Here is a 17,032-nt window from a genome sequence, read left to right as displayed (position 1 = left end):
GCTCAGTACACGACCAGCGCGAGGTAGAGCTGTCCGATCCCCGCGACGACCATCACGGCGCCGGCGATCCGCTTCAGCAGGCCGGCGTGGGCCATCACCCGGTTCGCGTTGCTGACGAGGCCGACGCCGGTCGCGACGGTCGTCGCGGCCATCAGGACCGCGACGGTGCCGGCGTAGATGCCTACGAGCAGTACCGCCGTCTCCAGCGGGAGCGCGATGGCGCGGGCGACGACGCTGAGGAACACCGGCGCCACGCAGCCCGCGCCGGCGAGCGCGTACCCCGCGCCGAACACGCCGAATCCGAGTACGCTCGACCGCCGCTCCGGCAGCGGCACCGACACCGACGGCGCGCGCCCGGCGACCACGAGCAGGCCGAAAGCGATCAGTAGCGCTCCGACGAGCGTCTCGAACACGGTGATGTTCGACAGCGTCGAGTAGCCGACTCGGACAGTCGCGCCGGCGAGCAACGCGAACGTCGCGAGCACGCCGACGGCGGCAGCGATACCTCGAACTCCCGCCCCGACGACGGACGCGGAGTCGGCGTCGACGGAGTTTACGTAGAAGCCGACGTACCCGGGTAAGAGCGGGTATGCGCACGGCGAAAAGAACGTTGTTACGCCCGCAGCCACGGCCAGCGGGACGTTCGTCGCGAGCGAGACGCCGGTCATCGGCGGGCCCATCCGTTCATCGCCCGTCTCGCCCCGTCATCGGTCGATGGCCCGCCGGATCCCCTCAACGAACTCCTCGGTGGTGTGGGTCCCGGAAGTCGCCCAGCGGACGCGTCCGGAGGCGTCGATGGCACGCGCGCTCGGATACCCACCCACGCTGAGCCGCGCCGCGAGTTCCGCCGAGACGTCCGCGGCGACGAGCCAGTCGCCGTCGTTCTCGCGCCACCAGTCGACGACGGTCTCCTCGGAGACCGATCCTCCGACGTCCTCGGGAGTCACCGAGACGAACAGCACCTCGTCGCCGAGACGGTCGTGCGCCTCGTTCAGGTCCGGCATCTGCTCGACACAGGGGCTACACCACGTCGCGAAGAAGTCGACGAAGGTCGGCCGGTCCGGGGCCGGCAGTGTCACCTCACCATCGCGGCTACCCGGCGCGTCGACCGTGTCGAGCGTCACCGGCTCGACCCCGTCGCCGCCGCCGAGCGCGTCGGGTACCACACCCGTCGCGACGGCGCCCGCCCCGCCGAGCACGCCGACGCTCGCGAGCCCCGCCAGCAGGTGTCGTCGCCTCACGCCGTGACCACCCGCTGAACGTCGTCGACGAGCCGTTCGATGTCGGTCCGCGACCCCCTTGGGTACGCCCGCTCGACGATGCCTCGCTTGTTGGCGAGGAGGATGAGCCCGTAGTGCGGGAACGTGTACTCTAACCCCTCGTAGTCGCTGTTCTCGACCTTCTTGATCTTGAGGCCGAAGTGCTCGTCGTGTAACTCCTGCGCCCGCTCGTAGCTCTCCGGACGGAGGAAGTGCCAGTTGCCCGCGTCGAGGTCGACGCCCTGCTGGTCGGCGTACTCGCGGAGGACGTCGGCGGTGTCGCGCTCGGGGTCGAACGTGGTCGGCAGGAAGACGACCTCGTCACTGTATGCCTCCGGGCCGACGATGTCCCGAATCCGCGACGGGAGTATCGGATAGCGGGGGTTCGCCTCCGTCGGATCGGCGGCGACCTCTTGCGCACGCCGCAGTCGGAGGATCAGCGCAGGACAGATGCCGTCGGGACAGTTCGTGTAAAACGATGTCCACAGGACCGCGCGCTCCCCCTCGAACTCCGCCGTCGATATCTCCTCGCCCGCGATCGGATCGGGCACGGTGAACTCTGGCATCTCGTCGCCGTGGATCGGGTGAACCGGATCGCCGCGAGTCTGTTCCGGCGGTCCGAGAACTGTCCCGTCGTCGCCACCGGCGCCGAGGACGCCGGCGCAGCCAGCCGTGGCGGTCACGCCGGCGGCAGTCCCGGTGGCGGCGAGCGTACGGAGGAAGCGGCGGCGGTCCATGTCGTTGCCCGACCTACGTGGTCGCTCGTAAATGAACCCCGCGCCTGGTGGCGCGCGATGAACACGACCGATATCGCCCGGAAAGCGGTCCCAGCCGCCGTGAACGGCCGCTCCGGTGCGATCAGACCGGTGGACAAACGTCCGGAACCCCCGTGGTACCGTGACTCTCGCAAGGGTTATACCCCAACCGGCTGTACGTTTATTCGCAATGGCAAACGGTAAGGTTGATTTCTTCAACGACACTGGCGGCTACGGTTTCATCTCGACTGACGACGGCGACCTCGACGACGACGAAGACGTGTTCTTCCACATGGAAGACGTCGGCGGCCCGGACCTCGAGGAGGGGCAGGAAGTGGAGTTCGACATCGAGTCGTCCCCCAAGGGACCCCGCGCGACGAACCTCGTCCGCAACTAACCCTTCACACCGCGGACGACGCGTCCGCACGAACCACCGGATTTCGGCCGTCGCTCGACGCGATCGGCGCCGTCTCCGTTTCTCTCACACGTATCACGCCTCCGCGAGCGGCGGCTGATCGCTGCCGCGCGACGGCCGGCCCCCGCGGAGCGACGCGATCGACCGTTTAAATACGAGCGCGGGCCAAGTCGGGCCCAGTGAGCGATCCGATCCCGACCGGCTGCCGGCCGGTCGACGAGCTGTTGGGCGGCGGCTTCGAGCGCGGCGTCGTCACGCAGGTGTACGGCCCGCCGGCCGCGGGGAAGACGAACCTCGCGCTCGCCGCGGCGGTCGAGGTCGCGGCCGGCGGCGACCGAGCCCTCTACGTCGACACCGAGGGGCTCTCCATCGACCGGTTCGAGCAGATGGCCGCCGGCCGGCTCGACCGGGGCGACGGCGACGAGGACCTCGAAGCGCTCGCCGCGCGGCTGGTCATCTCGGAGGCGTACGACTTCGACGACCAGCGCGAGGCGGTCCGCGACGCCGAGGAGCTCGCCGAGGAGGTCGAGCTGATCGTGTTAGACTCCGCGACGGGCTTCTACCGGCTGGAGCGCGCCGGCGACACTCAGGGCGGCGAGTCGCTCCGGAAGGTCGCAAAGCAGGTGACCCATCTCCTCTCTCTCGCCCGGCGTCACGATGTCGCCGTGGTGATCACGAACCAGGTGTTCACCGACCCGGAGGGGGACCGGGACCGCGCGCTCGGCGGCAACACCCTCAACCACTGGACCGGCGCGATCCTCCGCGTCGACCGGTTCCGCGGCGGGAACCGCCGCGTGACCCTCGAAAAGCACCGGTCGAAGCCCGCGGGCGACACCGCGACCTTCCGCATCGTCGGCGACGGGCTCGCGGAGGGCGCGGACGGGTAGCCGACGCGGCGAACGGCCGCGGAAGGCGGAGAAGAAGAGGGCGGTCGGTGGACCGGACGGCGGCCTACCGGCTCACAGCTCGCCGAGCTTCCGGAGGAGCTGGCCGCGGTACTCCTCGTCGGCGTTGACGCCCTTGATCTCTAAGACATTCCGCTCTAGCTTGTCGAGCGCGACGTGGAAGGCGTGCTCGGCGCCGTACCCCTCGCCGGAGCCGCCGACCTGCCCCTCGTTGGTGCGGAGGCGGATCTGACACTGGATCAGGGGCGTGCCGCGGAGCTTCTCCTTGTGCGCGTGGAGCCGGACGTGCGCGTGGATGACCTGCATCTCCGCGTACTTGTCCGCGACCTGCTCGATGGACTCGACGATGTGTTCGCGGGAGGTCCCCTCCAGCAGGTCGACGTTCGTGATCTGGACGTCCATCGAGTCCTGCTCGGTGAACGTGAGCGCGCGCAGCACGTCGGTCTTCGTCACCATCCCGGCGACGGTGTCGGCGCCCTCGGGGGTGACGACCAGCCCGGAGACGTCGTTGTCGAACATGCGCTGGACGACCGTCTGCGCGGTCTCGTCGTTCGCCGCCGTGACGACGGGGCTCGACATGATGTCGTAGACGGGGATGTCGAGCATCCGGTCGATGTCGCCGGCGCGGTCGCCGCTGCCCTGCCGCTCCTGGTCGCGGACGACGAACTCCACGATGTCGTTCGTGGTGACGACGCCGACGAGGTCGCCCTCATCGTCGAGGACCGGGAGCCGGGAGACGCCGTTCTCCCGGAGGCGGTTGATCGCGCGGCCGACGCTCTCCGTCTCGCCGATGCCGATCACGTCCTCGGTGGCGATCTGGGCGACGGTGATCGCGTCGAGGCTGTCGATGACGGCCTCGAGGATCTGGTCGACGGTGACGATCCCGTAGAGCTTCTCCCCCTCGTAGACGGGCGCGATCTTCACGTCGCCCTCGACGAGGAGCCGAGCGGTCTCGCGTACGTCCTCGTGTCGGTCGACGGAGGGCGCGGGCTTCATCACCGCCGACACCTTCGTGTCGTCCTCCATGCGCGACCGCACCAGCTGTTTCTCGCCGACGACGCCGGCGTACTCGCCGTCCTCGACGACGACGATCCCCTTGGGGTTCTCTCGCTCGAAGATAGAACGGACCTTGGCGAGCCGCTCGTCGACGTCGACCTCCACGTATTCCGCGACCGCGATATCAGAGATGTTCATAGTCCACTCCGAGGGTTCGACGGGCCGGGTATTGAAAGTGCGGGAGTCGTCGCGCACGCCGACACGTCTCGCCCGTTCGCCGGAATCCGCCTGAAGGTATTTGCGTGTCGCCGACCAAGTCGTCGCGTGAAAATCTCGACCGCCCTGATCGCCGCCGGCGTCGCGCTGATCGTGATCCCGCTGCCGGTTCCGATCCCCTTCGTCGGCGTGATCGCCGGCGCGCTCGCGGTGCTGGGCGGGCTCTTCCTCCGCCTCTTCGGCGTGTGAGGCGCCGTCCACCCGGCGTGTGAAAGCTTTTTGCCCGTTACCCCCGCACGGGGATGCGTGTACGACGCCGTCGTCCTCGACAACGACGGGGTGTTGGTCGGACGGACGCCGTTCGACACGCTCCGCGAGGCCGCGTGGGACGCGTTCGTGAGCCTCGGCGTCGAGGATCCCGACCTCTCGCACGTCGACGACGTGGCCGTCGGCGTCGACCCCGCGACCCTGACCGACATCTGCGAGCGGTACGGGGTCGACCCGACGGAGTTCTGGCGGGTCAGGGACGAGACCGCCGCCGCGGCGCAGATCGACGCGGCCCGGAAAGGGCAGAAGACGCCGTACGACGACGTGGACGCGCTCCGCGCGCTCGACGCCTCGCTCGGCGTCGTCTCCTCGAACCAGCAGGAGACCGTCGACGCCCTCCTCGACCACTTCGGGCTGGCGGGCCACTTCGAAGTCGCGTACGGCCGCGAGCCCTCGGTGGCCAGCCTCTCGCGCAAGAAGCCCTCTCCCTACTACCTCGAACGCGCCCTCGAGGACATGGGCGCCGAGACGGCGCTGTTCGTCGGCGACAACGAGTCCGACGTGCGCGCGGCCGACAACGCGGGGATCGACTCCGCGTTCCTCCGCCGCCCGCACCGCCGGTCGACGGAGCTCGCCTGCCACCCGACCTACGAGATAGACGACCTCCACGACCTCGTCAGCATCTGCGGCCGCGCGCCGACCGACGGTCCGGCCTGACCGCCGGCCCTCGCGGACGACGCCGACCGACCGGGGCCCGACCGCAATCCTGAACTACGCGCCCGACGAGTCAGAGCCGTGTCCGCGCCCTCCGCACGCGTCGGGTCGCGCCGACGCACCGACCGAGACGCACTCGACGACGCGACCGCCCGCTACCGCCGCGCCGAGCGCGCGGTCAGTTGGACGCTCGCGCTGCTCGCCGCCGGCGCCGTCCTCGCGGCCGTCACCGCGCTCTCTCTCTGGCCCGGGGTGGCGGTCGCCGGCCTCCTCTTGCTCGCGCTCCGCGCGCCCGCGTTCCAGCGGCGCGGCACCGCGCGGCTCCGGACGGACGCCCCGCCCGCGACGGTCGTGCGCGAGTTCGCGTCCGGGAGACCGCCGATCCTCGCGTTCCAGTGGGCCGTCGCCGACGAGGTGCGCGAGGTCGACGACGGCCCGACCGACTCCGCCGACGAGGACGCGTCCGGAACGGCCGCGACGTACGAGTTCTCGTACCTCTTGGGACTCAAGACGGTCGAGCTCGACCTCTCCGTCGACGCGAGCGACGGGGACGCGCTCGGCGGCGCGGTCGACGGGGGCGAGCCTGAGCGCCGGCCGGTCGCGACGGTCGAAATCGAGGGGACTGCCGGCGGGAAGCCGTGGGCGTCGTACGCGGTCGCGGTCCGCGGGGCGGCCGACGGCGGGAGCGTGGTCGACGTCGAACTGCGGCCGACGCGGCGGTTCGACCTCCGCCGCCTCCCGCAGGGACGGGTCGCGGAGCGGTACTACGCCGACGTGCTCGCCGCGCAGGGATACGAGGTCGTCGAGCGGTCGGTGTCGATGACGCGGTGACTCACGCGACCGGTTCGGCCTTCGGCGCGTCGACGACGGTCCGGGAGACGCCCTCCGCGTCGGCCGTGCCGCGGACCTCGATCCCGCGCAGTCGGAAGGCCAGCGCCGCGTCGTTCCGGGCCGCTGGCGACCGGGGGCGAAGGACGGTCTCGCCCTCGTCGCCGTCGTCGTCGCGGACGACGACCACGTCGCCGTCCCTGAACGCGACGTACTGGACATCGCGGGTCGACACCTCGACGCGGGCGTTCTGGAGCGCCGTGACGCCGGTCCCGGCGAGCGCCGTCGCGAGCGCGAACCCGGCCACCTCGATCCCCTCCCCGGACCCGGCGGCCAGCTCGATCAGGGCCCCGAGGAGGGCGATCGCGCCCGCGACGGCCGACCAGCCAACCTCGCGTCCGACGGGCGGCGCTCGGCCGCTCGCGAGGCGCCTGACGGTCGTCTCGGCCACGCGAGCGAGCCCCTTCCGAACGCGGATCTCGTCGGGGGCGACCTCGACTCGTCCCACGGTCGTCGCGAACGACCACGTCCCGGTCCGGGTCACGCGGCGCGGGGATCGATCGGCGCTCGTTCGACGGGCGGCGCGGACGGAGCGGGTCCGGCGCGGGGGCCACGCGGAGGGCGGACTGACATCGTCGCCCCGGGCTACGAGCGCCGCCCACCTAAGTGATCCCGTGGCCTCCGGCGCCGCGTCGGATTGCGGTCGCCGACGTGACGGGAGGCTTTTGTCCGCGTCGCCCGGACGCCGGCGCATGGACCTCCCGCCGGTCGGCCTCGGAACGATGGGGATCGATGACCCGGACGCGGTCGCGACCGCGCTCTCGGTCGGCTACCGCCACCTCGACACCGCTCGGATCTACGACAACGAAGCTGTCGTCGGCGACGGGCTCGCCGCGGGGCTGACCGCCGTCGACCTCGATCGCGGCGACGTGACCGTCGCGACGAAGCTGTGGATCGACGACCTCCGGGGCGAGGCGGTCGCGCCCGCGGCCCGCGAGAGCGCGGAGCGACTGGGGGTCGACGCGATCGACCTGCTGTACGTCCACCGACCGCGCGGCGACTACGATCCCGAGACGACGCTGCCGGCGCTCGACCGACTGGTCGAGGAGGGCCTCGTGCGGAACGTCGGCGTCTCGAACTTCGAGCTCGCGGACCTCGACCGCGCGGTCGAGGTCCTCGGCCGCCCGCCCGCCGCCCACCAGACCGAGCTCCACCCGCTGTTCTACCGTCCGGAGCTGCTCGACCACGCCCGCGAGCACGGCTACCCCGTCGTCGCCTACTCGCCGCTCGCCGGCGGGCGGGTGCGCGAGGTCGACGCCGTAACCGAGGTCGCGGACGCGCACGGGACGACGCCCGAGGCGGTCGCGATCGCGTGGGCCACCGCCAAGGAGCCGGTCGTGACGATCCCGAAGGCGTCGAACGAGGCGCACCTCCGGGCGAACCTCGCCGCGGCCGACCTCGACCTCACCGACGCGGAGGTCGCCGCGATCGACGCCGTCGAGCGCGAGGAGGAGCTGTTCCCCGAATAGTCGATCCATAAATTCGGATCAGATCTGATTCAAATCGGGCTAGATACGCACGATCCCGGTTCACTTTTATCTCGGGACCGCCGACGGTCGCGTATGACCGAGATCATCGACGGCAAGTCGGTCGCGGCCGACGTGCGCGGCGCGGTCGCCGACGAGGTGACGCGGCTCTCCGACGCCGGCGCCGCGCCGGGACTCGCCACGGTGCTGATGAGCGACGACCCGGCCAGCGAGACGTACGTCTCGATGAAACAGCGCGACTGCGAGGAGGTCGGCATCGAGAGCTTCCACGTCGAGATCGACGCCGACGCCCCCGCGAGCGAGCTGTACGAGACGATCGACGACCTCAACGACCGCGACGACGTCCACGGGATCTTGGTCCAGCTCCCGCTCCCGGACCACGTGGACAAGCGGACGGTCCTCCGACGGATCGACCCGGAGAAGGACGTGGACGGCTTCCACCCGGAGAACGTCGGCCGCCTCGTCGCGGGCGACGCCCGGTTCAAGCCCTGCACCCCCCACGGCGTCCAGAAGCTGCTCGACGCCTACGACGTGGAGACGGAGGGCGCCGACGCCGTCGTCGTCGGCCGCTCCGACATCGTCGGCAAGCCGATGGCGAACCTGCTGATCCAGAAGTCGCCGACCGGCAACGCGACGACCACGGTCTGCCACTCCCGCACCGAGGACTTGGAGGGGAAGCTGGCGGGGGCCGACATCGTCGTCGCGGCCGCCGGGCTCCCCGAGTTCGTCGACGGCTCGATGCTTAAGGAGGGCGCGACCGTGATCGACGTGGGCATAAACCGGGTCGACGCGGACACCGAGAAGGGGTACGAACTCGTCGGCGACGTTGACTACGAGTCGGCCAGCGAGGTGGCGGGGGCGATCACCCCGGTACCCGGCGGCGTGGGACCGATGACGCGCGCGATGCTCCTCTACAACACGGTGAAGGCGGCCGGGCTCCGGCGCGATGTCGACGTGAACTTACCGTAGCGCTCGCCGCTCAGTCGTCGTCGGCCGCGGCGGCGCGGTTCCGGATCTCGATCCGGCCCTCGATCTCGGGGTCGATCCCCCGCTCGCGGGCGTAGTCGGCCAGCACCTCGTACTGGATGTCCGCCTCGTCGATCCGGTGGCGCTGGGCGAGCGTCGGGTACTCGTGTTCCGAGTGGAGCAGGTACTCGGAGACGGCGACCGTGTAGCGGGCGTCGGGGTCGATCGGCTCACCGCCGACGGTGGCCTCCAAGATCAGTTCCGCGTCGTCGTCCCAGACGACCCGGGCGTTCGAGACGTGGCCGTGCCACCAGTCGTCCTCGCCGAAGTCCACGTCGGGCGCGGCCATCTCGCGGAACACGTCGCCGAGCTCCGCGCCCGTGACCGAGGCGAGCGCGACGGGCTCCTCGAACGGGATCAGACTGATCAGGTCCGCCTTCGTCACGCCGCCAGTCCACGGGTCGCCCTGGCGGAGCCCGCCGGCGTTCGACAGGCCAACGTCGGCGTCGTGGACCCAGCGGAACGCGTCCGCGACGAAGTTGCCGACGCGACACTCCCCGCCGTGGACCACGTCGCCCGTCCGCTCGATCGGCTTCTCTACCGTGTCGACGACCTCGCCGAGGTCGGCCGCGGCCATCCGCTCCGCGAGCGCGGTTTCGAGGCCGGGCGCGGGGTCGGCCCCGTCCGGTTCGTGGAGCGTCGCGGTCGGGGGGTCGGCGTCGAGGTCGATCTCGGCCACCGTCTCCCCGTTGACGCCGGGCCGGACGAGCAGCGTGTCGTCGACGACCTCGTTCCGGCGACTGTGGACGTGGCCGCCGAGGACCGCGTCGACGTCGAGCCCGCGGGCGAGGTCGTCGTCGCCCGCGCCGAGGTGCGAGAGGACGACGACGCGATCGAGGGGGTCGGCGCCGGCGGCCGCGCCCCTCTCGCTCGCCGGCGCCCCCCGGTCCCGGCGCTCGGCGACCGCGGTCCGCATCTCCGCGAGCGCGTCGCGCGCCGCGGCGACGGGGTCGTCGAACGAGAGGTCGGCGGCCATCGGGTTCAGCGAGTCCGTCGCGGGGTCGGTGACGCCGACGAACCCCACCGTCTCGCCGTCGACCTCGCGCGTCGCCCACGGGACGACGCCCTCGGCGCGCCCGAACGGCTCGCCGTCCTCGTCGCGGACGTTCGCGGAGACGAACGTCGCCGGCGAGTCGGCGACGAGGTCGCGGAGCGGGTCGGGCCCGTAGTCGAACTCGTGGTTGCCGAACGTGTCGAGGACGGTGTCGGTCGCCTCGTAGAAGTCGAGGACCTGCCTGCCGGTCGCGACCAGCGAGAGGACGCCCGGCGCGGTCGTGTCGCCGGTGGCGACGACCGCGGCGTCGGGCCCCGAGAGCGCGCGGATCCGGCCGGCCAGGCGGGCCGCCCGCTCGGGGGCGTCGAAGACGTTCTCGATGTCGGAGTAGTGAACGAGGCGGACCATTCGATGTGGGACGGGAGGGGCGAGCGGGGCTTAAAAATCGCGGAGTCGGCCGGCGCCCGCGCGGTCGGGCCGGGGGCGGCTCGCGCGCCGTCCGTTCCCCCGCCCGCGGTTTCGCCCCGTGATCCCCGCTCGCACACGCGCAGGACATTGAAAGCGCTTTTATGGATGTCCGGACTACGACGGGGCACAGCCTCTGTGGGGTCGATGATGTGCCGTTCCGTTAGGGACCGACCACGGGACGGACACGCGAGCCTACACGGAGGATAGGTGAACAACATATGCCCGTTTACGTAGACTACGACACCCCGGCGGACCTCGCGGAGCGATCCCTCGAAGCGCTCGAGGTCGCCCGAGACACCGGCACCGTGAAGAAAGGAACCAACGAGACCACCAAGGCCGTCGAGCGCGGCAACGCCGACCTGGTCATCGTCGCGGAGGACGTCTCCCCCGAGGAGATCGTGATGCACCTCCCCGAGCTCGCCGAGGAGAAGGGGATCCCCGTCGCCTTCGTCGACACCCAGGACGAGGTCGGACAGGCCGCCGGCCTCGAGGTCGGCTCGGCCGCCGCCGCCGTCGTCGACGCCGGCGACGCCGACAACGACGTCGAGGACATCGGCGAGAAGGTCGCGGAGCTCCGATAACCTCCCATGAGCGCAGAAGAGGGCACCGGCGACTCGACGACCGCGGAGGTCATCGAGGTCGTCGGCAAGACCGGGATGCACGGCGAGGCCATGCAGGTCAAGTGCCGCATCCAGGAGGGATCGAACCAGGGCCGGATCATCACCCGGAACGTCCTGGGTCCCGTCCGTCTGGGCGACGTGCTCCAGCTGCGGGAGACCCAGCGCGACGCCGACTCCATCGGAGGCCGATAACCAATGGTCGAGACACGCACCTGCGATTACAGCGGTGAGGAGATCGAGCCCGGCACGGGCACGATGTTCGTCAAGAAGGACGGCACCGTCCTCCACTTCGTCGACTCGAAGGCGGAGAAGAACTACTTCCTCGGCCGCGAGGCGCGCGACGTCGAGTGGACCGAGGAGGGCCACCGAGCCGGAGGCGACGAGCAGTGAGCCACCACGACGAGCGCACGTTCGTGATGGTGAAGCCCGACGGCGTCCAGCGCGGCCTCATCGGCGAGATCGTCTCTCGCTTCGAGGAGCGCGGGCTCAAGCTCGTCGGCGGCAAGTTCGTTCAGCTCGACGAGGAGCTCGCGAAGGAGCACTACGGCGAGCACGAGGATAAGCCGTTCTTCGACGGCCTCGTCGAGTTCATCACCTCCGGCCCCGTCTTCGCGATGGTGTGGGAGGGCGCGGACGCGACCCGACAGGTCCGCGCGATGGTCGGCGAGACCGACCCGACCGAGTCCGCCCCGGGCACGATCCGCGGCGACTTCGGCTTAGACCTCGGCCACAACGTGATCCACGCGTCGGACCACGAGGACGAGGGCGCCAACGAGCGCGAGATCGACCTGTTCTTCGACGACGAGGAACTCGTCGACTACGACCTTGACACCTCGGCGTGGGTGTACGAGGAAGAGGACCACTGACGCCGCTCGCGGATTTCGCTTTTCGCCGCCGCCCCGCCTCCGGAGAGCCATCGCTCGCTCGACACACCGCGTTTCCGGTGAATTCTCCCGGAGAGTTCCGCTCTGTCGTCCGGTTTCTCCCGACGGACCGCACATAAACGACAGCGACGGTCCCCCGCCGGCTCAGGTGTCGACCGCGATCGCGGTCCCGTCGTCGGTGACCACGATCACTTCGTCGCCGCCGTCGCCCGTCACATCGGCGAACAGGGGCCCGCCGTAGACGACGACCTCGGCGGGGCCGCCCCGGGCGAGCACCTCGCCCTGCTGGGTCATCGCGAGCACCTCGCCGGCGCGGTTGACCACGACCGGCGCGCGCTCGCCGTTCCCGTCAACGTCGCCCATCCGCGGCTCGTTGATCCGGGTCGAGGCGCCGTACTGCTGTTTCCAGACCACTTCGCCGTCGAGGAGGTCGACGGCCCAGACGCTCCCGGAGCCGCCGACGTACACCCGACCGGGGTCGGCGTCCCCCACGGCGATCGGGCGGTCCTGGAGCTTCACCTCGTACCGGTCGGAGCCGTCGCTCGTCTCGACGGTCTCGATGTTCCCGTTCGCGCCGCCGAGCGCCAGCACCGGTCCGTCGCGACTGTCCGCCGCGTTCCAACTCAGCGGGTTCACGCTCGGCTCGGTCGTCCAGCGCGTCCCGCCGCTCGCGTCGAGCATGTGGACCGTCGCGGGGTCGCCGGCTGTCGTCAGCACCGCCAGCCCGCCCCGCTCGCCGGCCTCGGCGTCGGGCTCGGCGACGAGCGGTCGCCGGGTCACCTCGCCCGACAGCGAGGCCTCCGCGACCGCGTCGCCCTCGCCGTCGACGACGAGAACGCCCCCGTCGGCCGTGACCGCGGCCACCTCCGCGCTTCCGTCGCCGGTGAGGTCGCCGACGGCGGGGCGGATCCCCGATGGGCCGCCGAGGTCGACCGCGAACCGCCTCGCCCCGTCGGCCGCGTCGACGACGACGAGCCCGCCTGACGCCGTGGTGAGCGCGACGACCGGGTCGCCGCCGAGGGTGCCCGTCGCGAGGCCGCTGACGCCGACGGGACCGTCGCCCGAGCCGTCCCCGTCGTCGCCGCCGCGGCGCTCGGCGTCCGGCCCGGCTATCGGCACCGTCCACGGGGTCTCATCGGTCCCGACGATCGTCGCGCGGACGACCCGCGACCCGTTCTCGACCGCGGGCCGGAGGAGGAGCGGGTCGCCGTCGACGGTCGCGACCACGGCGCCGCTGCCGTCGTCGCCGGCCGCCGGTTCCGACTCCCACACGACCGTCGTCCCCGTGGTGGCGTCGTCGACGCCGACGAACGCGAACAGCGCCACGCCCACGCCGGTCGCCCCGCCGGCAAGCAGGATCAGCGTCGCGAACAGGACGCGTCGGTCCATTTGAACCCCATTCGGGCGTCGCCGTGAAACGGTTGTCGGATGCGGCCCCCCGGCCCGCGTCGCGGGGAGTACTGCCCGGATCCGGCCCTACCGTCCCAGCAGCGTCCCCACGTGGTCGGCGCGCTCCTCGCCGACGAGGTCGCGCAGCGCGGCGGGGTCGCGCTCGCCGTCGGCGTCGACGAGGTAGACGGCGCCGTCGCGGTCGCCGTACGCGCCGTGGAGGTCGTAGACGAAACCGTACACGGTCGCGTCCGCAGCCTCCTCCCGCCCGCGGGCGAACGCGACCTGCTCGTGGACGTTGTGCTCGACGAGGCGGTCGCGGAGCGAGGGGTCGGCGTCGTCGCCCCGGTACTCGCCCGCCGCGTCCCCGCCCGTCTCGTCGGTCGGCCCGCCGACGATCCGCGGATCGCTCAGCCCGTCCTCGACGATCGGCAGCAGCGCCTCGACGTCGGCGCGGACGCCCGGTTCGCTCGGGAACTCGCCCGTGCGGGCCGCCGTGAGCGCGGCGTCGACGGCGCCGCACCCGGTGTGGCCGACCACGACGAGCACCTCGGTGTGGGTGTGTCCGAGCGGATACGCCACGCTCCCGTCGAGGACCCGCTCGCCGTCGACGACGGCGCTGACGCTGTTGCCGATGGCGCCGGAGGTGAAGAGGTACCCCGGTTCGTCGACGGCGAACATCCCCTCCTGCGAGACGCGCGAGTCGGAACAGCAGACGGAGACCACGCCCGGCCGCTGTTCGTCGCGGTGCCGGTCGAAGGAGTCGGGCGACAGCGCAGCGACGTGGTCGTCGTTGCGGTCGAGGAGGTCGGCGAGTATCCGGCCGTCCATACCGTCCCGACCGCCCGCGGGAACAAAAAACGCCGTGCGCGGGGCCTCGCCGAAGCGGACCGCGCTCGCCGCGCGGGCGGCCCTCCTCAGGCGACGAGTCCGACGAGGGAGACCGCGATTCCGACGACGAACACCGCGAGGAGCGCGACCGTCGCGATCACGACCGCCGGGGCGAGGGCCTCCTCGTTCTCGTCGAGGACGATGTCTTCGAGGTTCTGCATGTTCGCCCCCTCGTCGCCGCGGGGTTTGAACGCTTCGACCGAGCCGCCGGACCGCGCGGCGTCGCCTCCGCCGACGTGTTTTAGTGCGTCCGGCGTGGCGGATACGCCAACACGATGCCACGCGAAGAGTACCAGACGAAGTTAGAGGGGCTCCGCGACGACGTACTCTACATGAGCGAAGTGGTCGCCGAGCGCCTCCGCAAGGCGCTCGACGCCCTCGAACGGCAGGACGAGGAGTTAGGCGAGGAAGTGATCGCCGGCGACGCCGAGATCAACGACCGCTACCTGGAGTTGGAGGGGCGGTGTACGGACCTCATCGCGTTACAGCAGCCGGTCGCGGGCGACCTGCGGTTCATCGCCGCCTCGTTCAAGATCATCACGGACCTCGAACGGATCGCGGACCTCGCGACGAACCTCGGGGAGTACGCGAAGCGGGCGGACCGCGAGGCGTTCCCCGACGTCGACGTTCAGCGCATCGGCGACGACACGCTGGCGATGCTGGAGGAGGCGATGGACGCCTACGCGGAGTCGGACCCCGAGCGCTGTTACGCGGTCGCCGAGGCGGACGACGACCTCGACGCCGCCTGCGAGGCCGCGAGCGACCTCGTCGTCCGCGACCTCATCAAGCGCGACGAACTCCACGAGGAGGAGGACGTGGAGGCGACGATGCGGAACGTCTCGCGCCTCCTGCTCACGATCCGCGACCTCGAACGCGTCGGCGACCACGCGGTCAACATCGCGGCCCGGTCGCTGTACATGATCGAGAACGACGACGCTCTGCTGTACTGACCGGCGCCCGGGCCCCTCCGATCTTCCGCCGCGTCGACGGTCCGGCCGCTGTCTCCGTCACCGACCCGGCACAGTCCGCGCCGCCGGCTCGGAACCTGTCACCGAGCCTGACGCTGCCCCCCTGTTATATCCGTCAGACCGGCGATGTCCGACGCATGGTTCTCGGAGCAATCGTCTCGTTCGTCGTCGCGCTGCTGGTCGGCGGCCTGGGCATCTACGTCAGCGGTCGGATCGTCGCGGGCGTCGACGACTACTCGCACGCCGTGGTCACGGCGCTGCTCGGCGCCCTCGCCTGGGCGCTCGGATCGCTGATCCCGCTGATCGGTCCGGTCGTCGCGCTGGTCGCGTGGGTGTGGGTGATCAACTGGCGGTACCCCGGCGGCTGGAGGGACGCGGCGGTCATGGGACTCGTCGCGTGGGCCGCCGCCCTGGTCGTCATCGCCGTGCTGAACGGCGTTCTCGGGCTCGGTATCAGCGCGTTCGGGGTGCCCGGCGTCTGAACCGGCTCTCCCCTTGCGAACGCCGACCCTGGTTCGGGAGGGGCGACCCGGCGTTCAGGTGACGATTTCGATGCGGGCGCCCCCCGCGGCCCCCTCGTCGATGCGTACGTCCCAGCCGTGCGCGTCGACGATGCGCTCGACGATGGCGAGGCCGAACCCGCTCCCGTCCTGTCCTCGTCGTGTGGCCCTTCTCGAAGACGCGCTCGCGCCCGCGCTGCGTCGGCCGGCCTCGATGCTCTCGCTCGCGACCCGATGAGCCGGCGCGGTCCCGGACCGAACGCCGGCCGGAACGGCCGCTCCGGGATCCGCGGAACTCAGTCGGCGGCGGCGGGCGCCGTCAGGGCCTCGGCGCGCGTCAGACCGCGGCCCACCACGCCACGACGACCGCGACGCCGCCGAGGATCGAGCTCAGGACGGCGTGGCGGCGGAGCCGGTCCCGGAGCCGGTGACCGTCGGCGTCGTGGTCCGCGGCGTCGACCGGGCACGTCTCGCTCCCGGTGGTACACTCCGGCAGCAGATCGACGGCGACGTGAAGGAACACGCCGGCGGCGATGCCGAACAGGAGCCCGCGAAGCCCGCTCTCCGGCGAAACCCCGGCGATGCCGACCGGGAGAGCCACGATGCCGACCGCTGCCGCGGGCAACAGCAGGGTGACGACCGACTGCCCCCGCTCGGCGAGGCGACGGGCCGCGGCGTACCCGGCGGGCGCTTTGTGCGAGACGAGCGCGATACCGAGAACGGAGGTGAGCGAGGGCATCGCCGCGTAGATCGCGCCGATGATCGCACCGGCCGAGAGCGCGTGAACCGTCAGTTCAGCCGTCGTTCGATCGACGGGCAGCTCCCGATGTGTGAACAGGTGTCCGACCGTGTGGCCGGCGTACCCGCCGAGGAAACCGATCGCGATGCCGAGGCTGCCGAGCCGGCCGTGCTGACCGAGTGCTTGGGGGATCAAGAAGAGCGCGGCGCTGGTCACCATCGCGCCGCTGGCCAGCCCGTACCCCCAGACCGGCTCCAAGGGGTTGCTGCTCCGCACCGCACGCGCTCCGAGCGGTGCGCCGACGGCCATCGCCGCGAACGCGGTCCAAGAGACCGCCACGAGCTTCCAGTTAACACCGTCGACTATCGCTGCCACCGACAGGAGTATGAGCGCCATTAGTCCCGTCGCTCCGACGGCTCGTTCCCGGACGGCCGTCGATCGATCCGTCGCAACTCGGGAGTGATGGTCTCCGGTCACTATTGTACAGTAATAACTAAACTACCTGAATTAATAAAACTTCGGGACACGTGTCTAAACCGGACGCGGACCCGCACCTACGGACCGCGGAACAGCCGTGATGATGGTTTGAACGGGGTTACACGGCGGATTACACCCAGAGGTAATCGGCGACGCACCCTCGCCGAGCGGGCC

Annotated in this window: 24 protein-coding genes; 13 read left to right on the top strand and 11 right to left on the bottom strand. The window is 71.0% G+C overall.

The genetic code is table 11. The features are described from left to right. Positions 1-2: 2 nt before the first annotated feature. The 3 genes from DVK06_RS06615 to DVK06_RS06605 are packed head-to-tail and all read right to left on the bottom strand — an operon-like array spanning position 3 to position 1,996. The gene (locus DVK06_RS06615) at positions 3-668 is read right to left on the bottom strand and encodes a cytochrome c biogenesis protein CcdA (protein WP_121599838.1); all 666 of its coding nucleotides are present in this window, start codon (positions 666-668) and stop codon (positions 3-5) included. Between the two features lie 36 nt (positions 669-704). Beyond that, on the bottom strand, positions 705-1,241 hold the full coding sequence (locus DVK06_RS06610) for a TlpA disulfide reductase family protein (RefSeq protein WP_121599734.1): 537 nt from the start codon (positions 1,239-1,241) through the stop codon (positions 705-707). Beyond that, the gene (locus tag DVK06_RS06605; RefSeq protein ID WP_121599733.1) at positions 1,238-1,996 is read right to left on the bottom strand and encodes an SCO family protein; all 759 of its coding nucleotides are present in this window, start codon (positions 1,994-1,996) and stop codon (positions 1,238-1,240) included. Before DVK06_RS06605 ends, DVK06_RS06610 begins: the two co-directional genes overlap by 4 nt. A 208-nt stretch (positions 1,997-2,204) precedes the next feature. Between DVK06_RS06605 and DVK06_RS06600 the strand changes: the two genes are divergently transcribed. Together DVK06_RS06600 and radB are read left to right on the top strand one after the other, a co-directional pair. Then, entirely contained in the window at positions 2,205-2,411 is a 207-nt protein-coding gene (locus DVK06_RS06600) for a cold-shock protein (RefSeq protein ID WP_004595330.1), read from the top strand. Positions 2,412-2,608: 197 nt separating this feature from the next. Beyond that, positions 2,609-3,316, top strand: a complete 708-nt coding sequence (gene radB, locus DVK06_RS06595; RefSeq protein WP_121599732.1) for a DNA repair and recombination protein RadB — start codon at positions 2,609-2,611, stop codon at positions 3,314-3,316. A 72-nt stretch (positions 3,317-3,388) separates the two neighbouring features. Here radB and DVK06_RS06590 read toward each other — a convergent pair whose 3' ends face one another. Continuing rightward, a complete protein-coding gene (locus DVK06_RS06590) occupies positions 3,389-4,528 on the bottom strand; it encodes a CBS domain-containing protein (protein ID WP_121599731.1) in 1,140 nt (379 codons plus the stop codon). Positions 4,529-4,654: 126 nt separating this feature from the next. Here DVK06_RS06590 and DVK06_RS18915 point away from each other — a divergent pair, with 126 nt between their 5' ends. The 3 genes from DVK06_RS18915 to DVK06_RS06580 all read left to right on the top strand — a co-directional run bounded on the left by DVK06_RS18915 (position 4,655) and on the right by DVK06_RS06580 (position 6,358). Next, a complete protein-coding gene (locus DVK06_RS18915; protein WP_167551893.1) occupies positions 4,655-4,795 on the top strand; it encodes a hypothetical protein in 141 nt (46 codons plus the stop codon). A 57-nt stretch (positions 4,796-4,852) separates the two neighbouring features. Further along, the gene (locus tag DVK06_RS06585; RefSeq protein ID WP_053771033.1) at positions 4,853-5,530 is read left to right on the top strand and encodes an HAD family hydrolase; all 678 of its coding nucleotides are present in this window, start codon (positions 4,853-4,855) and stop codon (positions 5,528-5,530) included. A 78-nt stretch (positions 5,531-5,608) separates the two neighbouring features. Beyond that, positions 5,609-6,358: a hypothetical protein gene (locus DVK06_RS06580; RefSeq protein WP_121599730.1), complete on the top strand. Its 750-nt coding sequence runs from the start codon at positions 5,609-5,611 to the stop codon at positions 6,356-6,358. A gap of 1 nt (position 6,359) precedes the next feature. Here the strand turns inward: DVK06_RS06580 and DVK06_RS06575 are convergent, their stop codons facing one another. Beyond that, on the bottom strand, positions 6,360-6,863 hold the full coding sequence (locus tag DVK06_RS06575) for a hypothetical protein (RefSeq protein ID WP_158600065.1): 504 nt from the start codon (positions 6,861-6,863) through the stop codon (positions 6,360-6,362). A gap of 244 nt (positions 6,864-7,107) precedes the next feature. Here DVK06_RS06575 and DVK06_RS06570 point away from each other — a divergent pair, with 244 nt between their 5' ends. Beyond that, the gene (locus DVK06_RS06570) at positions 7,108-7,884 is read left to right on the top strand and encodes an aldo/keto reductase (protein WP_121599728.1); all 777 of its coding nucleotides are present in this window, start codon (positions 7,108-7,110) and stop codon (positions 7,882-7,884) included. 93 nt (positions 7,885-7,977) lie between these two features. Beyond that, positions 7,978-8,871 carry a bifunctional methylenetetrahydrofolate dehydrogenase/methenyltetrahydrofolate cyclohydrolase gene (locus DVK06_RS06565; RefSeq protein ID WP_121599727.1) on the top strand — a complete coding sequence of 298 codons (894 nt, stop codon included), beginning with the start codon at positions 7,978-7,980 and terminating at the stop codon, positions 8,869-8,871. A 10-nt stretch (positions 8,872-8,881) separates the two neighbouring features. Here DVK06_RS06565 and DVK06_RS06560 read toward each other — a convergent pair whose 3' ends face one another. Beyond that, positions 8,882-10,330, bottom strand: a complete 1,449-nt coding sequence (locus DVK06_RS06560) for a bifunctional UDP-sugar hydrolase/5'-nucleotidase (protein WP_053771038.1) — start codon at positions 10,328-10,330, stop codon at positions 8,882-8,884. Between the two features lie 278 nt (positions 10,331-10,608). Here DVK06_RS06560 and rpl7ae point away from each other — a divergent pair, with 278 nt between their 5' ends. Genes rpl7ae through ndk form a run of 4 tightly spaced genes read left to right on the top strand, consistent with a single transcriptional unit; the run spans position 10,609 to position 11,876 of the window. Next, positions 10,609-10,971: a 50S ribosomal protein L7Ae gene (gene rpl7ae / locus DVK06_RS06555; RefSeq protein ID WP_121599726.1), complete on the top strand. Its 363-nt coding sequence runs from the start codon at positions 10,609-10,611 to the stop codon at positions 10,969-10,971. 6 nt (positions 10,972-10,977) lie between these two features. Next, entirely contained in the window at positions 10,978-11,202 is a 225-nt protein-coding gene (locus DVK06_RS06550) for a 30S ribosomal protein S28e (protein ID WP_004595321.1), read from the top strand. Positions 11,203-11,205: 3 nt separating this feature from the next. Continuing rightward, positions 11,206-11,400: a 50S ribosomal protein L24e gene (locus DVK06_RS06545; RefSeq protein ID WP_004595320.1), complete on the top strand. Its 195-nt coding sequence runs from the start codon at positions 11,206-11,208 to the stop codon at positions 11,398-11,400. Continuing rightward, complete coding sequence (gene ndk / locus DVK06_RS06540; protein WP_053771039.1) at positions 11,397-11,876, top strand: nucleoside-diphosphate kinase; 480 nt, start codon at positions 11,397-11,399, stop codon at positions 11,874-11,876. Before DVK06_RS06545 ends, ndk begins: the two co-directional genes overlap by 4 nt. A gap of 162 nt (positions 11,877-12,038) precedes the next feature. Here ndk and DVK06_RS06535 read toward each other — a convergent pair whose 3' ends face one another. The 3 genes from DVK06_RS06535 to DVK06_RS19570 form a co-directional block, all read right to left on the bottom strand. Next, positions 12,039-13,283 (bottom strand): PQQ-binding-like beta-propeller repeat protein, encoded by a 1,245-nt coding sequence (locus DVK06_RS06535; protein ID WP_121599725.1) that lies wholly within the window; start codon positions 13,281-13,283, stop codon positions 12,039-12,041. An 87-nt stretch (positions 13,284-13,370) separates the two neighbouring features. After that, complete coding sequence (locus tag DVK06_RS06530; RefSeq protein ID WP_121599724.1) at positions 13,371-14,114, bottom strand: carbonic anhydrase; 744 nt, start codon at positions 14,112-14,114, stop codon at positions 13,371-13,373. An 86-nt stretch (positions 14,115-14,200) separates the two neighbouring features. Continuing rightward, the gene (locus tag DVK06_RS19570; RefSeq protein WP_255409701.1) at positions 14,201-14,335 is read right to left on the bottom strand and encodes a hypothetical protein; all 135 of its coding nucleotides are present in this window, start codon (positions 14,333-14,335) and stop codon (positions 14,201-14,203) included. A 114-nt stretch (positions 14,336-14,449) separates the two neighbouring features. Between DVK06_RS19570 and phoU the strand changes: the two genes are divergently transcribed. Together phoU and DVK06_RS06520 are read left to right on the top strand one after the other, a co-directional pair. Further along, entirely contained in the window at positions 14,450-15,124 is a 675-nt protein-coding gene (gene phoU / locus DVK06_RS06525) for a phosphate signaling complex protein PhoU (protein ID WP_121599723.1), read from the top strand. Positions 15,125-15,279: 155 nt separating this feature from the next. After that, positions 15,280-15,624 (top strand): hypothetical protein, encoded by a 345-nt coding sequence (locus tag DVK06_RS06520; RefSeq protein WP_121599722.1) that lies wholly within the window; start codon positions 15,280-15,282, stop codon positions 15,622-15,624. A gap of 54 nt (positions 15,625-15,678) precedes the next feature. Here the strand turns inward: DVK06_RS06520 and DVK06_RS19715 are convergent, their stop codons facing one another. Together DVK06_RS19715 and DVK06_RS06510 are read right to left on the bottom strand one after the other, a co-directional pair. Beyond that, on the bottom strand, positions 15,679-15,768 hold the full coding sequence (locus tag DVK06_RS19715; RefSeq protein WP_342764964.1) for a hypothetical protein: 90 nt from the start codon (positions 15,766-15,768) through the stop codon (positions 15,679-15,681). A gap of 211 nt (positions 15,769-15,979) precedes the next feature. After that, positions 15,980-16,777, bottom strand: a complete 798-nt coding sequence (locus DVK06_RS06510) for a ZIP family metal transporter (protein WP_121599721.1) — start codon at positions 16,775-16,777, stop codon at positions 15,980-15,982. Positions 16,778-17,032 lie beyond the last annotated feature (255 nt).

It is taken from the genome of Halorubrum sp. Atlit-28R (genome assembly GCF_003665955.1).
In the GTDB taxonomy this organism is placed as follows: Archaea; Halobacteriota; Halobacteria; order Halobacteriales; family Haloferacaceae; genus Halorubrum; species Halorubrum tropicale.
The sequence above is the reverse complement of the archived record's forward strand: the minus strand, read 5'-3'. Positions and strand labels throughout refer to the sequence as shown.